This is a genomic window from Halegenticoccus tardaugens (genome assembly GCF_004116405.1).
GTDB classification, from domain to species: Archaea; Halobacteriota; Halobacteria; order Halobacteriales; family Haloferacaceae; genus Halegenticoccus; species Halegenticoccus tardaugens.
The window spans coordinates 160,918-179,191 of record NZ_SDIC01000010.1; the positions used below are offsets into that span (position 1 = coordinate 160,918).

General features: G+C 56.2%; 22 protein-coding genes. 7 read left to right on the plus strand and 15 right to left on the minus strand.

The window, feature by feature from the left end:
• Positions 1 to 207: 207 nt before the first annotated feature.
• Complete coding sequence (locus C3L37_RS25610; RefSeq protein WP_323740477.1) at positions 208 to 435, minus strand: hypothetical protein; 228 nt, start codon at positions 433 to 435, stop codon at positions 208 to 210.
• On the opposite strand from C3L37_RS25610, the gene C3L37_RS25615 reads away from it, so the two are divergent.
• Positions 427 to 621: a PadR family transcriptional regulator gene (locus C3L37_RS25615; protein ID WP_323740476.1), complete on the plus strand. Its 195-nt coding sequence runs from the start codon at positions 427 to 429 to the stop codon at positions 619 to 621. The two genes, C3L37_RS25610 and C3L37_RS25615, sit on opposite strands and share 9 nt — an antisense overlap.
• A gap of 8 nt (positions 622 to 629) precedes the next feature.
• On the opposite strand, the gene C3L37_RS22160 is transcribed toward C3L37_RS25615, so the two are convergent.
• The 3 genes from C3L37_RS22160 to C3L37_RS22170 all read right to left on the minus strand — a co-directional run bounded on the left by C3L37_RS22160 (position 630) and on the right by C3L37_RS22170 (position 3,067).
• On the minus strand, positions 630 to 1,022 hold the full coding sequence (locus C3L37_RS22160) for a hypothetical protein (protein WP_129116716.1): 393 nt from the start codon (positions 1,020 to 1,022) through the stop codon (positions 630 to 632).
• A gap of 501 nt (positions 1,023 to 1,523) precedes the next feature.
• A complete protein-coding gene (locus tag C3L37_RS22165) occupies positions 1,524 to 1,826 on the minus strand; it encodes a transcriptional regulator (RefSeq protein WP_129116717.1) in 303 nt (100 codons plus the stop codon).
• A 746-nt stretch (positions 1,827 to 2,572) separates the two neighbouring features.
• Positions 2,573 to 3,067, minus strand: coding sequence for an Lrp/AsnC family transcriptional regulator (locus tag C3L37_RS22170; protein ID WP_129116718.1), 495 nt, complete (start codon positions 3,065 to 3,067; stop codon positions 2,573 to 2,575).
• A 581-nt stretch (positions 3,068 to 3,648) separates the two neighbouring features.
• On the opposite strand from C3L37_RS22170, the gene C3L37_RS25950 reads away from it, so the two are divergent.
• Together C3L37_RS25950 and C3L37_RS22180 are read left to right on the plus strand one after the other, a co-directional pair.
• Positions 3,649 to 4,326 (plus strand): helix-turn-helix domain-containing protein, encoded by a 678-nt coding sequence (locus tag C3L37_RS25950; RefSeq protein ID WP_129116719.1) that lies wholly within the window; start codon positions 3,649 to 3,651, stop codon positions 4,324 to 4,326.
• A gap of 550 nt (positions 4,327 to 4,876) precedes the next feature.
• Positions 4,877 to 5,710 carry a TrmB family transcriptional regulator gene (locus C3L37_RS22180; RefSeq protein ID WP_129116744.1) on the plus strand — a complete coding sequence of 278 codons (834 nt, stop codon included), beginning with the start codon at positions 4,877 to 4,879 and terminating at the stop codon, positions 5,708 to 5,710.
• 24 nt (positions 5,711 to 5,734) lie between these two features.
• Here C3L37_RS22180 and C3L37_RS22185 read toward each other — a convergent pair whose 3' ends face one another.
• The 5 genes from C3L37_RS22185 to C3L37_RS24615 all read right to left on the minus strand — a co-directional run bounded on the left by C3L37_RS22185 (position 5,735) and on the right by C3L37_RS24615 (position 9,853).
• Entirely contained in the window at positions 5,735 to 6,970 is a 1,236-nt protein-coding gene (locus tag C3L37_RS22185; protein WP_129116720.1) for an RNA-guided endonuclease InsQ/TnpB family protein, read from the minus strand.
• A 9-nt stretch (positions 6,971 to 6,979) separates the two neighbouring features.
• Positions 6,980 to 7,126 (minus strand): DUF2080 family transposase-associated protein, encoded by a 147-nt coding sequence (locus C3L37_RS22190; RefSeq protein ID WP_129113705.1) that lies wholly within the window; start codon positions 7,124 to 7,126, stop codon positions 6,980 to 6,982.
• A 1,345-nt stretch (positions 7,127 to 8,471) separates the two neighbouring features.
• Positions 8,472 to 9,347 (minus strand): hypothetical protein, encoded by an 876-nt coding sequence (locus tag C3L37_RS22195; RefSeq protein ID WP_129116721.1) that lies wholly within the window; start codon positions 9,345 to 9,347, stop codon positions 8,472 to 8,474.
• Entirely contained in the window at positions 9,344 to 9,697 is a 354-nt protein-coding gene (locus C3L37_RS24610) for a hypothetical protein (RefSeq protein ID WP_146333960.1), read from the minus strand. The genes C3L37_RS22195 and C3L37_RS24610 overlap by 4 nt, the downstream gene beginning before the upstream one ends.
• Positions 9,698 to 9,715: 18 nt before the next feature.
• Positions 9,716 to 9,853 carry a hypothetical protein gene (locus C3L37_RS24615; protein ID WP_164974846.1) on the minus strand — a complete coding sequence of 46 codons (138 nt, stop codon included), beginning with the start codon at positions 9,851 to 9,853 and terminating at the stop codon, positions 9,716 to 9,718.
• Between the two features lie 338 nt (positions 9,854 to 10,191).
• Between C3L37_RS24615 and C3L37_RS22200 the strand changes: the two genes are divergently transcribed.
• Positions 10,192 to 10,425: a helix-turn-helix domain-containing protein gene (locus C3L37_RS22200; protein WP_129116722.1), complete on the plus strand. Its 234-nt coding sequence runs from the start codon at positions 10,192 to 10,194 to the stop codon at positions 10,423 to 10,425.
• Positions 10,426 to 10,582: 157 nt separating this feature from the next.
• Here the strand turns inward: C3L37_RS22200 and C3L37_RS22205 are convergent, their stop codons facing one another.
• From C3L37_RS22205 to C3L37_RS22230, 6 genes are all read right to left on the minus strand, one after another.
• A complete protein-coding gene (locus C3L37_RS22205; RefSeq protein WP_129116723.1) occupies positions 10,583 to 10,900 on the minus strand; it encodes a rhodanese-like domain-containing protein in 318 nt (105 codons plus the stop codon).
• On the minus strand, positions 10,900 to 11,193 hold the full coding sequence (locus C3L37_RS22210; protein ID WP_129116724.1) for a sulfurtransferase TusA family protein: 294 nt from the start codon (positions 11,191 to 11,193) through the stop codon (positions 10,900 to 10,902). Before C3L37_RS22210 ends, C3L37_RS22205 begins: the two co-directional genes overlap by 1 nt.
• A 43-nt stretch (positions 11,194 to 11,236) precedes the next feature.
• Entirely contained in the window at positions 11,237 to 12,409 is a 1,173-nt protein-coding gene (locus C3L37_RS22215; protein ID WP_129116725.1) for a YeeE/YedE family protein, read from the minus strand.
• Between the two features lie 738 nt (positions 12,410 to 13,147).
• Positions 13,148 to 13,441, minus strand: coding sequence for a type II toxin-antitoxin system RelE family toxin (locus C3L37_RS22220; protein ID WP_129116726.1), 294 nt, complete (start codon positions 13,439 to 13,441; stop codon positions 13,148 to 13,150).
• Positions 13,431 to 13,625: a hypothetical protein gene (locus tag C3L37_RS22225; protein WP_129116727.1), complete on the minus strand. Its 195-nt coding sequence runs from the start codon at positions 13,623 to 13,625 to the stop codon at positions 13,431 to 13,433. The genes C3L37_RS22220 and C3L37_RS22225 overlap by 11 nt, the downstream gene beginning before the upstream one ends.
• A 483-nt stretch (positions 13,626 to 14,108) precedes the next feature.
• Positions 14,109 to 14,696, minus strand: coding sequence for a hypothetical protein (locus C3L37_RS22230; protein ID WP_129116745.1), 588 nt, complete (start codon positions 14,694 to 14,696; stop codon positions 14,109 to 14,111).
• A gap of 151 nt (positions 14,697 to 14,847) precedes the next feature.
• Here C3L37_RS22230 and C3L37_RS22235 point away from each other — a divergent pair, with 151 nt between their 5' ends.
• The 3 genes from C3L37_RS22235 to C3L37_RS22245 are packed head-to-tail and all read left to right on the plus strand — an operon-like array spanning position 14,848 to position 17,311.
• The gene (locus tag C3L37_RS22235) at positions 14,848 to 15,834 is read left to right on the plus strand and encodes a substrate-binding domain-containing protein (protein WP_129116728.1); all 987 of its coding nucleotides are present in this window, start codon (positions 14,848 to 14,850) and stop codon (positions 15,832 to 15,834) included.
• The gene (locus C3L37_RS22240; RefSeq protein ID WP_129116729.1) at positions 15,834 to 16,541 is read left to right on the plus strand and encodes an ABC transporter permease; all 708 of its coding nucleotides are present in this window, start codon (positions 15,834 to 15,836) and stop codon (positions 16,539 to 16,541) included. Before C3L37_RS22235 ends, C3L37_RS22240 begins: the two co-directional genes overlap by 1 nt.
• A complete protein-coding gene (locus tag C3L37_RS22245; protein ID WP_129116730.1) occupies positions 16,538 to 17,311 on the plus strand; it encodes an amino acid ABC transporter ATP-binding protein in 774 nt (257 codons plus the stop codon). Before C3L37_RS22240 ends, C3L37_RS22245 begins: the two co-directional genes overlap by 4 nt.
• The last annotated feature ends 963 nt before the right edge of the window (positions 17,312 to 18,274 follow it).

The window sequence follows — 18,274 nt, forward strand, 5'->3', positions numbered from 1 at the left end:
CGCCATATTTGTTGCGATATCCACACAAAACACTGCGTTAGCACGCAACACTAATGGTGCAGGCCCTCGAAGTGTCAGTGCTACCCATACGCAGGGGCGAAGGCACGGGGAGCGAAGAAAGGGTGCCTCTGAGAACCTCACTATGCCTTTCGCTCCTGCGGGCGGGTAGCGACGCACTAGCTAGTACAATATAGAGCTACATAAATGTCACTCATGGGGGGGGAATTCTGCGAAAATCGCAATTCGCGATGTCGGATGGCTCGGGAGAAGCGGCCGCGGAGTACGCCTTATGCCGACAGGAAACGGAAGGAAACTCCAGACACTCTTCACCCTCAGCGGCTTCCAGCGCGACCTCCTCACCGTCGGCCACGACCACCCCTCGGGCACCAGATCAAGACCGGCCTCGAACAGAATCTCGACGAAGAGATCACCCATGGGCGGCTGTACCCCAACCTCGACGTACTCATCCAGACCGGGTACGTCAAGAGGAGCCAGATCGACCGCTTAGCCAATTATTACGAAATCACCGACAACGGACGAGAGGCCCGCAAAGACCGCCGTAAATGGAAAGCACACTACCTCCACGAGACCGCGCTTGCCTACCCTCCGGCTACAGGTTAACTATCCCGTCACGACCAGGTCCGGTTTCTCCTGCGTGATATAGTTGCATAGACAGAGATCACAAAAAGAAGCCCGAAGACCCCGATTGCCCACTCCACAACCGAAAGAGCCGCAAAAGCGCCGAGTTCAAAGTACGAGCCGACGATACCTCCGAGTCCGCCCCCGCTCACAAGGGTGTAGACTCCCACAGGTACGACTCCATCTGCTGTTCGCTGGCTGCTATCCTCCTGTCTTTCGAGGACCTCCTCAACGAGTTCGGAGACGTGAAGTTCGCCGTCGTTGGCTGCGAGCGCCTCGATTACCGCTCGTGATCGGTCATCGCTTAGGATCTCCGAAAGATCGTCTTCATGTGTGTCTGGGTCGTGTTCGGTCTCTCGTACTGAGCCACGCTGTCCGCTCATCTTAGGCCTCCTGCCCACGCCAGTGTTTACAGCGTAACCGGTGGCTCAGCCAGTGCCCGTGCCCGATGAATTCTGAAAAATCGAGTGTTGCTTGGTGAATACGCATTGGGTGCCTCTGATTGCCTACGCGATCATCGCTTGTCGCTAGCGCGTGCCCCCAGCCTAGCACTCACCGCCAACGGGATCGATAATACCCCACACTTCTCCAACTCATATCTCGCTATTGTGCAGGTAATACACTCCTGGTGTTAAATGTACCGGTCTTAGTTGGGCCCTTGTCTCACATTTAATTACGAAAGTAGTTACTCGTTCAACTCACCCCACTGGGATCGGTCCCACTACATCGTCTCCAATCCGAGTTGTAACGCGCTCTCTCCCCATTTGAAGTCATTTTGAACCCAACAGCCGGTTTCAGTATGATCTCAGGCGAAACTTTCAACCTCACAGACAAACCGGAGCAAAGAAGTAAAACGGAACAGTTCACATCCCTTCTGTCTGGGGTTATTCGTCTGATAGCTCATCTCTGGACTGTGATGGACTATCCCAGAGCAGCTGAATCTCCTCGAACGTTGGTCCCGCAGAAACCGTATCGGTCTCTTGATCCCAGTCGACAACACCCCTCTCCACCAACGTCGGAAGCGTGGATCGGATTAGTTCCTCTTCGACGACCGCCTCCTCAATCGAGACAAGCTCGTCATCCGGACGCTGCACAGCGGCCTCGCTCTCTGCGTTGTGACCTCGGAGTGCGACCACGACTCGATGCTGGGATACCGCGCGGAACGCGTTGACTAGTTTGTTGGACATTTTAGATCACGACTCTATGAGGTATGGTTCGATGATTTCGCGGTCTTTCTTGGATCGAGTCACCTCCCATGGTTCACTCCCCCCACCACCTTCTCCATGATCAGTGGTCGCCCCTCCGTGTCGAGTCGAGCCAGTAAGAATCGGTGGTGGATGAGCCAGCACACCGAAGGTGGTACCCAATATCTTATCACTGAATTTAATATCTGAACAATTACGAGTAGTCATCACCTCATAGTCGAGTGCCCAGACTGAAAGCGTTGTCTATGACTATTCTGTCACATTGTGATTATCGGCATGTCCCGCAGCTCACTGTGGAATCCCACAACGTGAGTTGTGGGAATCCCAAATAGACTGGTAGAATCTGCTACACCTACAATTAGATAGATATCCAATAATTACCTGAATTGCAGGTGGGTAAGGCCCCTGCCTCACCGAGCGGCGACGAAGGAGCCGCGAGGAGGGAGGGGATACGCTCGCCGTCTTCGGCTTTCTGACGTGTGCGATAGCGTAGTGTACTATCTCACCAATGCGGTACCGTGCGTGATAGGAGAGGAGTTGAACACTCAACTCCTCGCACGCACTGCGCAGTGCGGACACGTAGGCACGGGACAGGCCGAATCGACGCCTCCGGAGACTGCGACCGCTGTGGATTCCCGGTGAATCTGCACGTCGCGCCACTGACCGAGGAAGCCCCCACCTCACCACGCGAGGGGTGAGCAACCCCGAGCGCGGTAGGTGGGGGTAGTTCACTCGTCTACTGGTTCAGTCTCCGAGGTGTGATCGGCACTCAAGTGAAAGTGGTTAAATGGCTGGACGCGGCGTTGGCACATGATTTCTGAGCTTTCGATTTCGAGGCCCAGCGCGTGGATCGCGTCGGTGATGCGAGTGATATCCTCAGTCGACGTCCCGATAACCTCGACGTAGAGGTTCCGGTGGCCGGTCAACATCTCGCGGACGTCGATGACGCCTTGCACGCCGAGTACGTCCTCAACCATCGAAGTTCGTTCAATGGGATCTGCTGTGCAGACGAAGAGAATCTGAAGCGGGAGAGTGGCCTTTTCGTAGTCGATTTTGGGATAATAGCCCTCAATAACGCCCTCGTTTTCGAGGTGCTCGATGCGATTGCGGACAGTGCTGGCCGAGACGCCGACCTTGTCGGCGATCTCCTGGGTTGTTTTCTTTCGCGCATCTACCTGGAGTTCGTGGAGGACCCCACGATCTACGTCGTCGAGTTCGACCATGCGTCTCAGAGGGGGGACAGCGCCAAAACGTCTTGGGGACGAACCTGGCTCGGTGATCACACGCCGTTTCGCATCACCACGCCCGGATTCCAGCAACACGGTATTTGTAGCCCCGAGAGGGAACGATAGCAAACATCCCGTTGCGGATGGATTGCGCTCGCTCGTTGGCAGAGGGGATCGGGGGCATATCGGGAACAGTGGCCGGACCACAGACGACATTAATACACGATTGAGGAGTACCAAATCCGTGGTGTGATTATCCAGGTTATACTCCGGCTTTTAGTGTCGCGCCAACCCATTCCGCTCTGGATCACATGTTAGGCACACCACTCGCCTCGCTTGAACATGAGAATTCAAATGATAACAACAGACAGACAATCAAATTCGCTCGACGCAACGTTTCGACCGACTACCAAGTTGCGCTGGCCAAGGGTCCTCCATAGCGTGTGTGAGTCAAATGGAACCACGAGAAACAGCAAATTCGTTGGTGACATCGCTGAGGGGAGGGTCTTACCGCCTTCACGTACCAGTACCGTCGTTCAGCACCATCCTATCGAGTGCTTTGAGGAGTTGTTACAGATATGTTCGTAGACGTGACTGCTCCAATTGGAGTGCTTTTACCTCGTCAAGCAGATAGCGTCCTGGCTGGAATCAGAGCTGATGTCAAAAGCGCAGTCCCAGTCGATAGCCACCTTTTTGCCATCGTCTGGATTTCTGGTAATAACATAGCGACAGGTGTAACTGCGTTTCAAAAAGACCCTCACGTGGACCATGTTGATCTTATCACCGAGACTGAGGGTGAAGCCATTTACCAAGTAACGTGGGGACCAGAACTGCCTGTGCTGGTTGAGTGTCTCCAGGATGCTAATGGCGTAATCATATCGGCAATCCTCATCGACGATTCGTGGAGTCTCAGCCTCCGATTTCCAAACCGGCACGCAGCGTCGCAATTCTATGAGAACTACGACGCCTCAGACACCCCGCTCTCTATTCGTCGCATTCGTTCGCGAGAACTGTCCCACCAGGATCTGGGTTCAGATCGGAGGGTGACTCCCAAACAACATCACGTGTTGACTCTTGCTCTGAAATCTGGATATTTCGAAATCCCGCGACGGGCTACCCTCAACGATCTCGCAAGCGAATTGGACGTCTCGGGTCAGGCTGTGTCGGAATGCCTCCGACGTGGGATAGCAAACTCCCTCGTGGATTCCGGCGCAGAGTACCGAGACTACAAGGTCGATAGTCCCTATCAGACTTGAGACGAACATTATAGGATGATGAGGACTCTCTCAGAAACTACCCTATGGGCATAGGGTAGTCGTGGCACGCGGCGACAGAGTGGTTGGGACCCATCTGAACCGCGTGCCAACTGCTAATTGATGGGCACCCCATAAAGTCTTGCTGTGATTAATTGGGTGAACGAGTACGGATAGAAGCGTACGGAGATCCGATGAGAAGATCCGGCCTCATTGCAACGTATCCAACTGGGTCGCGGTTGGTCGTACAAAACATGCGTAATTTCCCTAGATCAATTTATAATTTTGCTCTGCTTTATAAACAGATATTAACCGATATTCTGCGCGTTTTCTCTTCTGTAGTGTGATTTCCCCGAGTTTGTGGCCCTATCGATGTGGATACAGCAATAAGATAGAAATTCCACACGTGAGGCTCATGGTTTCTGAGACGAACTACGTAATATGGGAGAGAATCTCGATCGGCTATCTCGATGGGGAGGAAGGGAACTGACTTGTGAGCGGGTACATAATAGGCGAGACGGTACCGGGTACACCGGTAGCATGGTTGGGACCCATGAACGACAAACCTAATCGTCAACGAGCGGTCGAAACGCTCCAGCAACTCGGGTTGAAAGAGTACGAATCGAAGTGCTTCGTGGCGCTCTCACAGCTCCCAAAAGGGACGGCCAAGGAGATCAGCGAGATATCCGAGGTCCCCCGAACGCGCGTTTACGATGCTATCAGAGTGTTAGAAACGAAGGGACTCGTCGAAGTTCAGCACTCGAATCCCAAGCGGTTTCGAGCTGTTTCGATTACTGAAGCGGCCGAGACGCTTCGTCAAGAGTACGAATCACGGACAGAGACACTCATCAGCGCAATAAAGGAGCTCGAACCAGCACTATCTAGCAGTGAACAGGAAGTAACGCACGAGGTCTGGGCACTATCGGGGGTCACACCGATCGTAAATCGGACACAACAACTCATTGATGCCGCCGCCGATGAAATCATATTCGTCATCGGTCATGAGGACATCGTCACCGACCCGTTGATCGACCACCTGCGAGGTGCTCAAGAACGGGATATCAGCGTTATCATTGGAACCACCACTGAACGGCTACGCACACAGTTGCAAGAAGCACTTCCCGAGGTCGAGGTGTTCGTTTCGCAATTAGAGTGGCTGGATAGCTCTCCGTTAGATTCCACTGACGAAACGACGATCAGTCGCCTTCTGCTGATCGACCGGAACACAATTCTGGTGAGCTCGGTTCACGAAACGAGTACCGGCGCGATCGAATCCGAGAAAGCAGTGTTCGGCAGGGGGTTCGACAACGGTCTCGTAGTAATTGCTCGGCGATTGATGGCAACAGGACTGGGACCGAATGCTGACCCTGTGAAGTTAGAAGACTGACGGCCACCCGTGAACTACCCTGCCCTACTCGCTCACGGCTTGCGCCGTTCGCTCCGTGAGGGCAGGGCTTCCTGCTTCCATGACGCGCTTTGCAGGAACCGACTCGGTTCCCGTAGCGAGCGCAGTCTCCACAGGCATTGAATCGGAGTGAACCACTCCTACGTGATCGAGACCGCGAGAACGAATGTTCAGCGCCGCGTTCGCGTCCCTGTCTGCTTCGAACCCACACGACGGACACGAGTGTTCACGGACCCACAGCGGTTTGTCGGTCGAAACACCACACTGCGAACACTCCTTGGTCGTCCCTCGCGGATCGACCGCGACGAAGTGCGTGCCTTCGCGGTCGCACTTGTATTCGAGCATCCGCAAGAACGTTCCCCATGACGCCGACGCTCGGTTACGGCTGTTCGATGGGAGTTCCATCAGCCCCTTCACGTCGAGGTCTTCGACCGCTACGAGGTCGTACTCCCGAGCGTAGTACGCGGACAGTCGGTGTAGGAAGTCGCGGCGCTTCCGTTTCAGGTCGGCATGGCGTCGGGCGACGGCGCGCTGTTGCGTGCGGTAGTTCGCTGATTCGTGTTCCTTCCGTGAGAGCTTCCGTTGTGCGCGTTCCAACCGCTCGCGTTCATCGGAAAGGTCGAGTGACCCGACCGAGAAGCCGTCCGAATCGTGAGTGTACGAGAGAATCCCTACGTCGATACCGACGCACTTCTTGGGGTTCTCGGGTTTCGGCGATGCGTCGTTCTCGGTTTCGATACCGAGGACGGCGAACCACTCGCCCGTGGGTTCGCGTTTGACCGTGACCTGCTTGATCCTCGCACTGTCGGGTATCTCTCGGTGGAGTCGGATCGGCACGTCACCAATTTTGCTCAACCACAACTGGGTCCGACCGCTCGTATTCTTGAGCTTGAAGCCGGTCTGGTTGTAAGTGAGCGAACGGTAGTCCCGAGGACGTTTCCATTTCAACATGCCGACGGTACGTCCGTTGTCTTTCTGTGCTTTGAGCGTCGAAAGGTTGTCGTAGACGCGCTTGACAACCATCTGAAGGACTTTCGAGTGAACGCCTTTCAGGTCGGACCACCACTTCTTGAGGTTGGGGAGTTGGCCCTGAAGGTCGTAGCGGGACGGGATACCGTCTGTGGATTCGTTGAGTTCGTAGAGGCAGTGATTGTACAGTTGCCGACACACGTCGATATGGCGCAAAAGCTCGTTGCTGATGGCTTCATCCGGCGTAAGTCGGTACTTGTAGTTATACTGCATGAACGTGGACTACTCGTCTGAATGGGGTTCGGAAACACGGACGACTTTCACATCGGCACCTCGCCACCGTTTCGGGACGATGACGTGGGCGCTATTCCCGGATGGTTTCGCGGTGCCATCGAGGACTTCGTGGCCGTCGATTTCGAACCGATCCATTACGAGTGTATAGACCATGGATAGACATAAATGTGCCGGTACGTGGGCCTGTGGGTCTGCTACCGAACACATTTGACAACTGTGCGGCGCTGTATCCCATCCCTACTCGCGCCTTCGGCGCTCGTTGAGGAAGGGGACTTAGCGCCTCGATTTGTAAATCGGCGGGACAATCCCGGCCTCGGTCGGAGTGGGAGGCATCAACAATGCACCCACGCCGAGGCAAGGACGGTAAGAGGAAGCCGGGCCTTCGACGGCGGACGAAGCGTGGGCCGAAACCCCACTGTGGGGGAAAGCCCACGACTGAAGTCGTGGGTAGCTTACGAGATACACAGCGGTGTGAGTGAATGGGTAAAATATGTGCCTCCTATCTGGAGAAGGCCTGGAAGGACGACAGAGCCGACGAGTAGCCTCTATCCTAAGAGACAGAAGATCCAGACGCCGGCTACGTTTTTGAGATGCTCCACTTACCTAACCCATAGACTGCCCTTTGAGGATAGCGTGGGTTAGTTGGCGGTCCAACGGTCTGCTGACGAAGCCCTGTGTCCTTAATTATCTCCAAGAGACCGCCACACAGCGGCAACTGGGTGTGTGGAACGAGCGGACTTTCCAACACAAGGTTCTCAGAACGAATGGGCGGGGTAATCAGCCCCGCGGGCATTCCACCAGTGTACCAACCCACTGGGTACCCGCAGATACAGCCCACAGGACAAAGAATCCATCGGTAGACTTTAAGTCAGGGAAGAACGTCTTATGAACCGGTGGATACCATTCCACCAAATGAAAACCAACCCACTGGCGACGACTGGGTTTGGTTAGATTGCGCCCTCAAGCTGGCGAAGCTTGGAGTTGCGATTCTAACCATGCTCAAGTTGTCAGGGGCGATCTAATCAGTCGCCCCATATCTCGACGTTATTTGTCGGGTGGGCTTGGTTCTTTCATTCTCGAATGGCCGGGATCTGGAGAGTCCGAAACCCACACGGGGCCTTGTCACCCCTGCCTTTCATGAAGAATAAATACGGAGGAGACAGAGATAGAAGCCATCCGTTCTCGGTTAGTGGTGAAGACGAAGCCGAGCCTGCGTTTTCGTGAGACGATTCATTGCCTGATCCTTGTAACTCGTTCTTACAGCTGCTGTAAGCAACCATTCTCCCGTGGCTGTCGCTTGGACTGCCGTCGACTGCCGATCGAGAAGCCGTACTCACCACTAGCCAACCCACCAACCCACCCGCCCAGTCCTCATACTGCGAGGGATCGTGAACCTAGCGTGACGTGAAGCGGCCGACGAACCGGCCGCGATTACACCCACGAGGGTGCACCCGACTTACAACAGCTGTAAGCCTCGAAGTCATTCGCCGTCTCCCCGTGCGAACGACGGACCGCGACCATCACTCAGCCGGAGTTCGAGGACGTACTTGCCTTCGCCTTGTCGACCTCGCTTGCACTGCAGCGGCGAGCCGTGAGCAAACTCCGCGAGCTTCTCGATTGCTCGGTACACTTCGACCCACTGGAAGCGCTGGCCGAACGCCGCCTCCAGATGCGTTTTCAATTTGTCCTTCTTCGAACATAGCCGAACACGTTTGCCGTTGGCGTCGCTGATCTTGGTTCCCCATTCGCCGAAGTGCAGTGCGATCTCACGCGCGCGTTCATGCACGGGATAGACACGGTCGACGACGGCCTCTGCACCATGGCGGATAAACCGCTCTAATTTCGAGAGGTGCTGGGCGTCCTCACCACCCTGTTCGGTCGACAGTGCATCGGGCTTCTGAATGCCAAGGTCATCCTCACATTGGGAGAGTCGAGCACGGATCTGGGCGTCAGCTTTCGTCCGTGTAATCTGCTCCTGTCGAAGGTCCTCCGTGAGTTGCTCGAGATCGGCTGCTTCGAGGTCATCGACGCGAGTGGAGAGCGCTTTGGACCGCTTGCAACTCGAATCGAGGAGTCGGCCGACAGGCTGGTCGGCAATCCAGATGTTCTCAAGTGTTGCATCGGCGTCGTCGTCGACGTCGCGAAGTTCGACGTGCTGGCGTGCTTCGAGGTCGTCGAGGCGTGCTTCGAAGGCGTCGAGTTGGGCGTCCTTCTCGGCGAGTTGTGCCTGTAGTTGTTCGTTTTCGGTCTGGAGGTGCTCAACCGTTGTTTCGAGCTCTTCGAGTCGCTCTGTGATCGTCTGGAGATCGGCCTCGGTGTGCGAGTTTGAGTAACCAGTGGACGAGTGAGCGCTCATTCGGGCACCTCCTGGGTAGCGTGGTAGGTGACGTGTGTTCGGCGGGTGGTCTCGATGATCGTCGGACTAACGAGGATAGGCCAGGTCTGTTGCGTTTGGTCGTCCTGGGTGATCCCGATGCGTCCTTCACACAGAAGTTGCGTTCCCAGAGTGGGCGGGAGCTCCTCGAAGGAGGTAGGCGCACACCCGAGACAGTAGCACGCCGCGAGGTGCCACCGCGTGTCCTGTTTGTTCTGGTGGAGGCGGATGGTGACGGGATCGCATTCGGTGAGTTCACGATCACACTCGGTGCAAGTAGTGGTCGTCCCGGTGTCGATGTGTAGGCCACAGAGTACGTGCTCAAGCGACATTTGAGTATGAGGAGTGGGTTAATTGCGCTGGAGTTCGAGCGCTGATTCAGTGTAGAGGCGGTGCTTCCCTGAGGGGAACTGAGAGGTTTCGAAGTAGATCTCAATGCGGAGGGTTCGTCTGAACGGGAGAGCGAACTCGGTGTGGAGGGCGCTCATTCGTGGCCCTCCATGACACAGAAACACTCGAAGCAGGGGAGTGCACCGAGTTTGGCACAGGTGTCGCACCCCGTAGGGAGCTGGGTTTGGATGTGCGTCGAAGCGCTATGCTTACGGGAGCTGCGGTCTTGGGTTGACATGGTCTTCTTGGGCGCTGCATGAGAAGGCCAGTCCGAGTGTTGGTGCACTCGGACATTTCCATGTCCTAAAGAACTGGCCTGTCCCAACCATTAGTCGTTAGTCTAATGGCTTAAACGTTCCCATTAGACTAACGACTAATGGGGAATTGAGTTGGTTCTCCGTTAGACGTATGTGTAACCGTCTTCGATTTGAGGCTAATGCCGGGAGCGGACAGAAACGATGAGGGGAAATATACCGACACGTACGATGATTCTGCCTTTGTTGCTGCTGTTCAGAAGTTAGATGGAGCGTCGACAACCGAAGTTGCAGAGAGAATTGGGTGTGATCGACGGACTGCATATCTCCGTTTAAAGGCTCTTGAAGAAGAAGGTCGTCTCGGCAGTAGAAAAATCGGGAATGCACTTCTCTGGCGGATAGCTACCAACAGATAGTGAGTGGACGAAACGTTCTATCCGGATTCAACCCCGCTAGATTCTTTTGAAACGTTCGACTGCGGATGGCTGCGGAGTCGGCCGGCTGCTGCAACCCCACAAGGGTTTTTCTGAAACTATCTGTTAGTAGTCGCTGCTCTCGAAGAATCCCAGGAGATCAGTTTGAGGTGACTGTATCGACTGATTTCCAGGCGTTATACCCGCCGGCCATACTAGCCACGCTCTCGCTATCGCCGTACTTCTCGACGAGGCGAGCGGCCTGGACCGACGTCTGGCCGATGTAACAGTAGATGACGACCTCGTCGGCCCAGTCTCGGTCGACGACGATATTCTCGAGTTCCTCAATAGTGAGATGGTCGGCACTAGGGAGGTGCCCCTCGGCGTAATCCTCATCGTCGCGGATGTCGATGAGGTCGAACGTCTCGCCGCGTTCGATGCGTTTACAGACCGTCTCGGGGGAGAGTTCCTCGACCATTATCGTTTCCGGAGATAGATTCGATAGGTCGCATCACCGCTACGCCAGACCTGCGCTTTCGCGTCGTCGCCCACAGCCTTGGGGACGTTCTCGGTGCACGGAACGTGATCGGTCTCTTGGACGAGGAGCTCGCCCGGATCGATTTGCTGGAGACCCTTTTTCGCCTCGACTTGGGGATAGGGGCACATCTCGCCCATCATATCCTGAACGAGGTCAGCCTCCTCGAGGAGTGCTTCAGCTTCTTCGTCACTCAATTCGTCCGGTGCGTCGGTGACATCGTCGATGGATGGCATTGTATCGTGTTCGGTTGGTGTTAGTGGTCAGTTATCGAACGATTCAGATCGCACAGCCGACATCGCGGTAGATCCAGTGAGTCATCACGTAGACGCCGGCGATGATGCCGATGGCAGCGATGAACGAGTGAACCGAGAGTTCGGCGATGCCAGAGTAGATGTTTCCGATGTTGCAGCCGGGGGCGAGCCGCGAACCAGCACCCATCAGCGTTCCGCCGACAACCGCGTTGGGAAGTCGCCGGCTCTTGGGGACCCGTAGCGAGAAGTCGCCGCTCCAAAGGGCGGCGAGCGCGGCGCCCACGATGACGAATCCAATCATCACCATATCGACGGTGACGCCGACGCCCTGTCCTTGGAAGAGAACCGAGCCCCAGTACTCAAACGAGCCCGCGTCGACGCCGGCCTGCGAGAGCAGATACCCTGTCCAGCGAGCCTCGGGACTGGTAATCCCGACAATAGATACCTGTGTGAACCAGACGACCGCCATGGCGGTGATGCCAAGAGCAGCGGTTCGAGGATCCCAGGGGCGCTTGCTTGCTGCGATCGGGGTACGCCACGTCCGAACGAGTTCGCGGAAGTACGCGGCTGTCCCATGCGCGAACTGTCGCAGGCCGACGACCGGAGCGAGGAATGTCGTCAGCTGGACGGATCCAGTAGTTGCATGCTCATCAGGATCGGCGTTCTTTGCCGTCCGACCGGCCATCGTGGCGTAGATGAGGAGAGCGGCCATTGCAACCCCCAGAGCGAGCAGACTCGCTGGGATTGGTGAGATGCTGAACAAACTGACCCCTTCGCCGAACGTCAGTGGTGTGAAGTACGTGCTTTGGAGCGTCGGAAACGCGACCGTGAACGCGGCATAGCCGACGCCCATGAAGAGGAGGGTCAACCAAAACTGCAGGTAGCCCTCGCCGGCGCGGTACAACGTCCCACTAGCACAGCCACCGGCGTAGGTCATTCCGACACCAAAGACGAACCCGCCCACTAAGCCGGTGAGCCCCCACTCGGGCGTCCAGAAGCCGTGGTAGTATCCCAGTTGGTAGGCGATACCCCAGAAAACCATCGTCAGCAGGGTCGCCGCAATAACGCCTTTCGTCACCCGTGAATCCTTGTACGCAAAGAAATCTCGGAAGGCATTCACAAAGCAGAACCGACCTTTCTGGAGAAAGACTCCAAGGCCGATTCCGACGACCGCTGCCACGAGGAGCGGTGGTGCCATAGCACCAACTAAGAGAGCGTGTCGCTTAATCCGCACCCAGTCGGGAAGACCTGCCTAAACCGCGTACATCCCCTACCTCGGGGTTTTGGATGTTTGACAGTCAGACGTGCCGTTCTTCGATACTAATCACTGGTGTCACTATCTCAGTTCTCGGCAAGTACTACCTTCTTCAAGGAGAGAGTCCGGCCTTCAGGCCGGGCGTGAATCCGACCACTTCCACCACGTCCCACGCGGTTATGCTGCCGGGGTCGTCTCCCCGGTAATTCAACGCGGAAAACTGGAGGTGGTTTGGCGTTCCTCCCGTCGGCGTGGTCGATAACACACCTTCGACCGGACACACGTCCACCGACGCACCCGCCGAAAGGTGGGCATCAAAAACGCGAGCCTGCCGCGCTTGAGCGTCACCGCCGTGGCAGAGAGGTGACGCAGGTCGATGGCACGGCCCGTGCCCGGACGCCCAGAAACGGTCGTCTGGGGGCATCCCCACACTCGCTCGGGACGATGGGGATGCACGGTGCAAGGAGATACGGCGTCCCAAGGGACGCTGAATACGCCACATCCCTCACGGGACTCACGTACGGCGCACGAACCGAGACACCCCGGCTTTCCGCCAGGTGGATTTGCCCCCGTCGGACGAACCGGGTCCCACGCACCGTGTTGCGAGGTGCGATGGCCGGTTCGACCCTGAGCGTGCGGATGGGGAAACCTCGTCGTTTACGGCGAGGAGGATGTCATGACTCAGTAGCCGTAGCGTTTGTGCGCCGCACCGATATCCACGATTTCGTGAACGCGCACCTCTTGGCGCTTCTCGCGGATCGTGTAGAACGCCGTCCACGTCCGAGAGATATGCATCCGGTACTGTTCGACGCCGTCGACGGGAAGCTTCTCCTTGTCCCCACGACCACGCCCGGGGTATGGGTCGGCCGAAAGCCACCCGAGTTTTTCCTTCACCACTCGGCTCGTCTTCTCGTCCGCCGCCTCCAAGAACGCGAGTGCGTCGTCTCCGAGAAGGACCTGATAGTTAGAGCTCATCCAGTGGCGTCAACTCGTCGGCGTCCTTCTCGCTCACTTCGCGGGCCTTCTCGGCGAGTTCACGTCGGTTGCGCTCCCAGATGAGTTCCTGTAGCAGGTCGTCGTAGGTCTGTCCCGGTCCCTTGAGGCGGTGAAGCTCTTCGTGGGTGTCTTTGGTGACGGGGATTCTGTCCGTTGCTCCCATGCACGTCCTTACAGTCCGTGCAATAGTAAGCGTGTCGGCAGGCGTCAGTGGCACAGCTACGCGTGTTTATCTCGAATTCCGGGACGAGACAGACCGCGACCATAATCATCGGCGCCTACACTATCGGCCTCAGCGCTGTCGGCGGTTACTTAGCGTGAGTCTGGCGGAGCGACGTCGTGAGGCCCGGCCGAGCAACCCCACTGACGAGGCGTTCTCAACGTCCGACTCCGTCCGGTAAGCGCCGACTCGTTGAGGTGGCCTTGTTGGAACTTTCAGGCGATGATAGGTTTCGGCGGGCGTGCTGAATACGGACGCGAATCTGGCATGAGATTTGACTCGATTTGTGACGGTAGTGATCGGTCAGCACAGGTCATCCTGGTAACAACCAAATATACGGAGTATCTTTCCTGCAATATGCCTGGGCAATGATCTACGCGGATGTTGACTTCTTGGATTCGCGTCCGCCACGCCCTCGTGTTACGATCACTCATTACTGTGCCGAATGAGGTTCCCGAGAAGGGTATCGCCGAATGCGAGGACGAGGACTGCGCCGACGATATTGAAGACGAGATCGAGAAGCGTGTCGATCTTGCCATAGGAGACGAGTACCGGTTCGAGATTAACTTGGCGCGAGACGACGTGAGCAATGTACTCCACGACTTCCCAGAGGACACCCATGGTAGCGACGCCGACAAGGACGCGCGGCCGCGGGTCTACGTCCAACCGCCGTGAAATCACGTGAATCAGTCCACCAATGAGCGTCGCCGAGTGCACGTGGGTGAGATGATCCCACCACCAGACGTCGTCGTACGGCCCGAGCATCCCGATGGTGTGCGTCAACATCGCCGTCTCCACGTAGATACGCTGCCACGATCGGAACTCGACGGTGCAACGCCTTTCCACAATAGCTGGCAGGTATGTTGCCCCGAGAGCGACGATCGCATTTACAATCGCACCTGGATTCCGTCGGCGTACTCCCTCGACAAAGACTGCAGCGATGCCTGTGCGAAGTCCATTCTCTGCCCACTCTGCGACGTCTGGCAGAGTAGTCCTGCCCTCAAAACTGGTCATGCCTCTCATGATACGCTTAGAGTGTCGTGACTAACAAAGACAGGGGATTGGTTGTAAGCTACCCACGACTCAAGTCGTGGGCTTCCTCGCCCTGCAATCACGTGAAGGTTTATTAACAAAGTTTAAGAAGCCCGCAGTGAACGCTGTATCTATGCCGATACAACGACGCAAACTTCTCGCGATTGTGGGGGGAGGAACAGCAGCCGGCTTAGCTGGATGTTCAGGTATCCTTGGGGACGAAGGGAGTAATGGTAATAAAACTGGTAGTGGATCGAGTGGGTCAAGTGCCGAAATCCAGAGCGAAGAGTTGGTTCTGACAACGACGACCAGTACCTATGACACAGGACTGCTCGACGAGATCAATGCCGGTTTCAAGAACCGCTTCGGAACGCGTGTTAAGGCCATTGCACAGGGGACGGGTCAGGCGCTCCAGACAGCACGCAATGGCGACGCAGACGTGATCATGGTCCACTCACGGAGTCAGGAGGACGAGTTTCTGAACCAGGGTCACGGGATCAATCGCCGGGACCTGATGTTCAACGATTTCGTAATCGTCGGTCCCCCAGACGATCCGGCCGGCATCAAAGGCATGAAGGACGCCACAAAGGCGTTCGCGACAATCGCCAAATCCCAGGAAACGTTCGCCTCACGCGGCGACGATTCGGGGACTCACAGCGCCGAACTCGAGATCTGGGCGAAATCGGGGATCAAACCCGGTGGCAAGTGGTACCTCGAAACCGGCCAGGGCATGGGAGAGACGCTTAATCAAGCGAGTCAGCAAGGCGCGTACACCCTTTCGGATCGGGGGACGTTCATCTCCCAACAGAATCAGCTCGAACTTGAGATCCTCATTCAGGGACCGATCAAAGGAGGCCCCAAAATTCTTGAGAATCCTTATGGGATCATCGCGGCCAATCCGGCAGTCCACAAAAACAGCAACTATGACCTTGCTATGGCCTATATCGGTTTTGTTACCGGCCAAGAAGGGCAGAAAATCATCAAGAACTATAAGCTCAACGGCAAACAGCTGTTTTTCCCCCAGGCACTCTCCAAGGATCCGAACTACCAGCAGTACGTACCTGCAGGCTGGCAGCCTAGCGGAGATGCAGGCAAGACCAACGATACTACTGACACGTAATGGCCATCGAGGGATTCACGCACGCGTTCATTGAGCTCCCTTTCACTGGCAGTTATATTACGAGCATCGTTCGGGTTTCACTATACGTGAGCTTGGTCGCTGTAACACTCTCGACGCTTTTCAGTCTTCCAGTGGCGATAACCATCGGGTTCACGGAGTTTCCTGGCAAAAGCCTCGTGACTGCTCTCATCAACACCGGAATGGGCTTCCCGAGCGTCGTCGTCGGCCTTCTCGTGCTCCTAGTGGTGTCGAATCAAGGGCCTCTCGGGTTTCTCGATCTTGTTTTCACGCCTGAAGCGATGATTATGGCTCAATTTGTGCTTGCAACACCTGTCATCATGGGCGTAAGCCTCGCGGCTGTCACGAGTGTGGAGCAAAATGTCCGAGATGCCGCTTACGTCATGGGAGGGACACGATTAGATGTCGCACTCGTCGTGATCAAAGAGGCTCGATTCGGGATCGCAACCGCCATTCTCGCCGGATTCGGGCGGGCAATAAGTGAAGTTGGATCGGTGTTGATCGTCGGAGGCAATATCGCCTACGCAAACGGCGAATCGTATACCCGGAACATCACGACGGCGATCCAGCTTGAAGCGCGCCAGGGCCGCTTCGATACTGCCATATTCCTCGGAGTGATTCTTGTCACAATCGTGCTGATTGTCAACTGGCTTGTGGGCCGTCTCGGTGGAGGTGGACGAAGACAATGACGTCAGTTCTCGATGTTGAGGGGCTTCGACATGCCTATGATGAGTTAATATTCGACAATGTGTCGCTGGACGTCGATCGTGGCAAGATCCTCGCGATCATTGGCCCCTCAGGGGTCGGGAAATCCACACTGCTTCGACTGCTCGCGCTGTTTGAACGACCAGATGAGGGTGCCATCAGATACAACGGAACCGATGTCTGGAATCTTTCGGAAAGTCAACGACTCTCGATGCGTCGGAACGTCGGTATGGTGTTCCAAGAGCCGAGTCTATTCAATGCATCCGTCCAACAGAATGCCGAGTATGGACTTCACGTTCGCCAATCGTGGGGCGACCGATTCAAGCGAAACGCCGCCGAACTCGTTGGCACACGAAACGGGACAAGTGATGCCGCGCTCAAAGCACTCGATGTTGTTGGCCTCGAAGGAAAACGGCAGCAGAATGCACGATCGCTGTCAGGTGGTGAGGCACAGCGAGTTGCCTTTGCTCGTGCACTTGCATACGATCCCGACGTCCTATTACTCGACGAACCATCATCGGACCTCGATCCACGCAACACAGCCGTCCTTGAGAACGCGATTACGGAGGCACGGAATCGACACATTGGAATCGTTATTGCGACTCATGATATGCATCAAGCAGAGCGGATCGCTGACCGGGTAGCAGTGTTACTTGGACAGCGGATCATCGAAATCGGGCCTACCGATCAAATATTCATACACCCACAAGATGAGCGTACTCAGAAATTCATTGACGGTGAATTGATCTACTAGGATGGACTAGTAAGTTACCCATGAGTGAAGTCATGGGCGTTCCCCCGCAAGGGGTTTCGGCCCACACTCCGTCCGCCGTCACAGGCGGGTTGTACGCACAGCGTTCGGACGGACGGAATTGTTCTATTCCGTTCGTCGTACTCTCGCCGGGGGTTTTGTCCGGCAAGGCACTGGCCCATGGAGAGGCACTGTCTCGTTCCTCGGTGGACCGCGATGGGCTGGCTCACACCGCTGTACTTCAGCGTGTTCTCGGGTGTTTCGCGGATGGCGAATCCATCTCGGAGGGACACCGTCACCGTTCCGCTGTTCGGGGCCTACCTACGGAGGCCCGTACAACGCGTCCATTTTGGACCCCTTGCACTACCAATCCACATGATAGCATGACCGAAAAAGATCGCGAAACCTGTCAGAGAAACTCTATATCGTTTCCGAAAGACCATGTCGGTTCCCTCCCACGACTTCAGTCGTGGGTTTCCACCTTGAGGTCTCTATGACTCGTAGAAGTACTTCGGATTCAGCTTTAGCGGATAGCGCGGAGGCCCCTTCCTCAACCGCGAGCGAAGCGAGCGGTAGCGAGGGGAGGAGCGCGTTTCGCAACGGGTTAAGCCGGTGTACTGCCGATCCTGAGTTACTGCTCTCCCGGCACACGTCCGGGTGGGTAGGAGCCACCAGTAAACTGGCTCCTGTGGTGCGATCCCAACGCACCCTCTACTCGGGAACGACGACCGCGAATGGGTTCGATTCCCGTTCCCCGATTGGGGATAGAGCACGAGAATACCGGGAATTAAATCGGCGGGACAATCCACGGAACGGGTCCGGTAGGCGGGTCGCAGCAACAACTCCGACGCGTCGCCCGTCCGTGGACGGTAATAGGAAGCCGGGTCGCGTCCATGCATGGGGTCGCGGGGTACAATGTCGTTGCGGGAACGCCCCGCCCTCAAGGAGTGACCGACCGCCGCACGG

Bases quoted from the DNA above. Each gene is read 5' to 3' on its own strand.
- C3L37_RS25610 (WP_323740477.1), bottom strand. From the start codon at position 435: ATGGGTGATCTCTTCGTCGAGATTCTGTTCGAGGCCGGTCTTGATCTG.
- C3L37_RS22230 (WP_129116745.1), bottom strand. From the start codon at position 14,696: ATGACCAGTTTTGAGGGCAGGACTACTCTGCCAGACGTCGCAGAGTGG.
- C3L37_RS22215 (WP_129116725.1), bottom strand. From the start codon at position 12,409: ATGGCACCACCGCTCCTCGTGGCAGCGGTCGTCGGAATCGGCCTTGGA.
- C3L37_RS22185 (WP_129116720.1), bottom strand. From the start codon at position 6,970: ATGCAGTATAACTACAAGTACCGACTTACGCCGGATGAAGCCATCAGC.
- C3L37_RS22180 (WP_129116744.1), top strand. From the start codon at position 4,877: ATGAACGACAAACCTAATCGTCAACGAGCGGTCGAAACGCTCCAGCAA.
- C3L37_RS22225 (WP_129116727.1), bottom strand. From the start codon at position 13,625: ATGGGAGCAACGGACAGAATCCCCGTCACCAAAGACACCCACGAAGAG.
- C3L37_RS22190 (WP_129113705.1), bottom strand. From the start codon at position 7,126: ATGGATCGGTTCGAAATCGACGGCCACGAAGTCCTCGATGGCACCGCG.
- C3L37_RS22235 (WP_129116728.1), top strand. From the start codon at position 14,848: ATGCCGATACAACGACGCAAACTTCTCGCGATTGTGGGGGGAGGAACA.
- C3L37_RS24610 (WP_146333960.1), bottom strand. From the start codon at position 9,697: ATGTCGCTTGAGCACGTACTCTGTGGCCTACACATCGACACCGGGACG.
- C3L37_RS22160 (WP_129116716.1), bottom strand. From the start codon at position 1,022: ATGAGCGGACAGCGTGGCTCAGTACGAGAGACCGAACACGACCCAGAC.
- C3L37_RS22195 (WP_129116721.1), bottom strand. From the start codon at position 9,347: ATGAGCGCTCACTCGTCCACTGGTTACTCAAACTCGCACACCGAGGCC.
- C3L37_RS22210 (WP_129116724.1), bottom strand. From the start codon at position 11,193: ATGCCATCCATCGACGATGTCACCGACGCACCGGACGAATTGAGTGAC.
- C3L37_RS22205 (WP_129116723.1), bottom strand. From the start codon at position 10,900: ATGGTCGAGGAACTCTCCCCCGAGACGGTCTGTAAACGCATCGAACGC.
- C3L37_RS22245 (WP_129116730.1), top strand. From the start codon at position 16,538: ATGACGTCAGTTCTCGATGTTGAGGGGCTTCGACATGCCTATGATGAG.
- C3L37_RS22170 (WP_129116718.1), bottom strand. From the start codon at position 3,067: ATGGTCGAACTCGACGACGTAGATCGTGGGGTCCTCCACGAACTCCAG.
- C3L37_RS25950 (WP_129116719.1), top strand. From the start codon at position 3,649: ATGTTCGTAGACGTGACTGCTCCAATTGGAGTGCTTTTACCTCGTCAA.
- C3L37_RS22220 (WP_129116726.1), bottom strand. From the start codon at position 13,441: ATGAGCTCTAACTATCAGGTCCTTCTCGGAGACGACGCACTCGCGTTC.
- C3L37_RS22200 (WP_129116722.1), top strand. From the start codon at position 10,192: ATGCCGGGAGCGGACAGAAACGATGAGGGGAAATATACCGACACGTAC.
- C3L37_RS22165 (WP_129116717.1), bottom strand. From the start codon at position 1,826: ATGTCCAACAAACTAGTCAACGCGTTCCGCGCGGTATCCCAGCATCGA.
- C3L37_RS24615 (WP_164974846.1), bottom strand. From the start codon at position 9,853: ATGAGCGCCCTCCACACCGAGTTCGCTCTCCCGTTCAGACGAACCCTC.
- C3L37_RS22240 (WP_129116729.1), top strand. From the start codon at position 15,834: ATGGCCATCGAGGGATTCACGCACGCGTTCATTGAGCTCCCTTTCACT.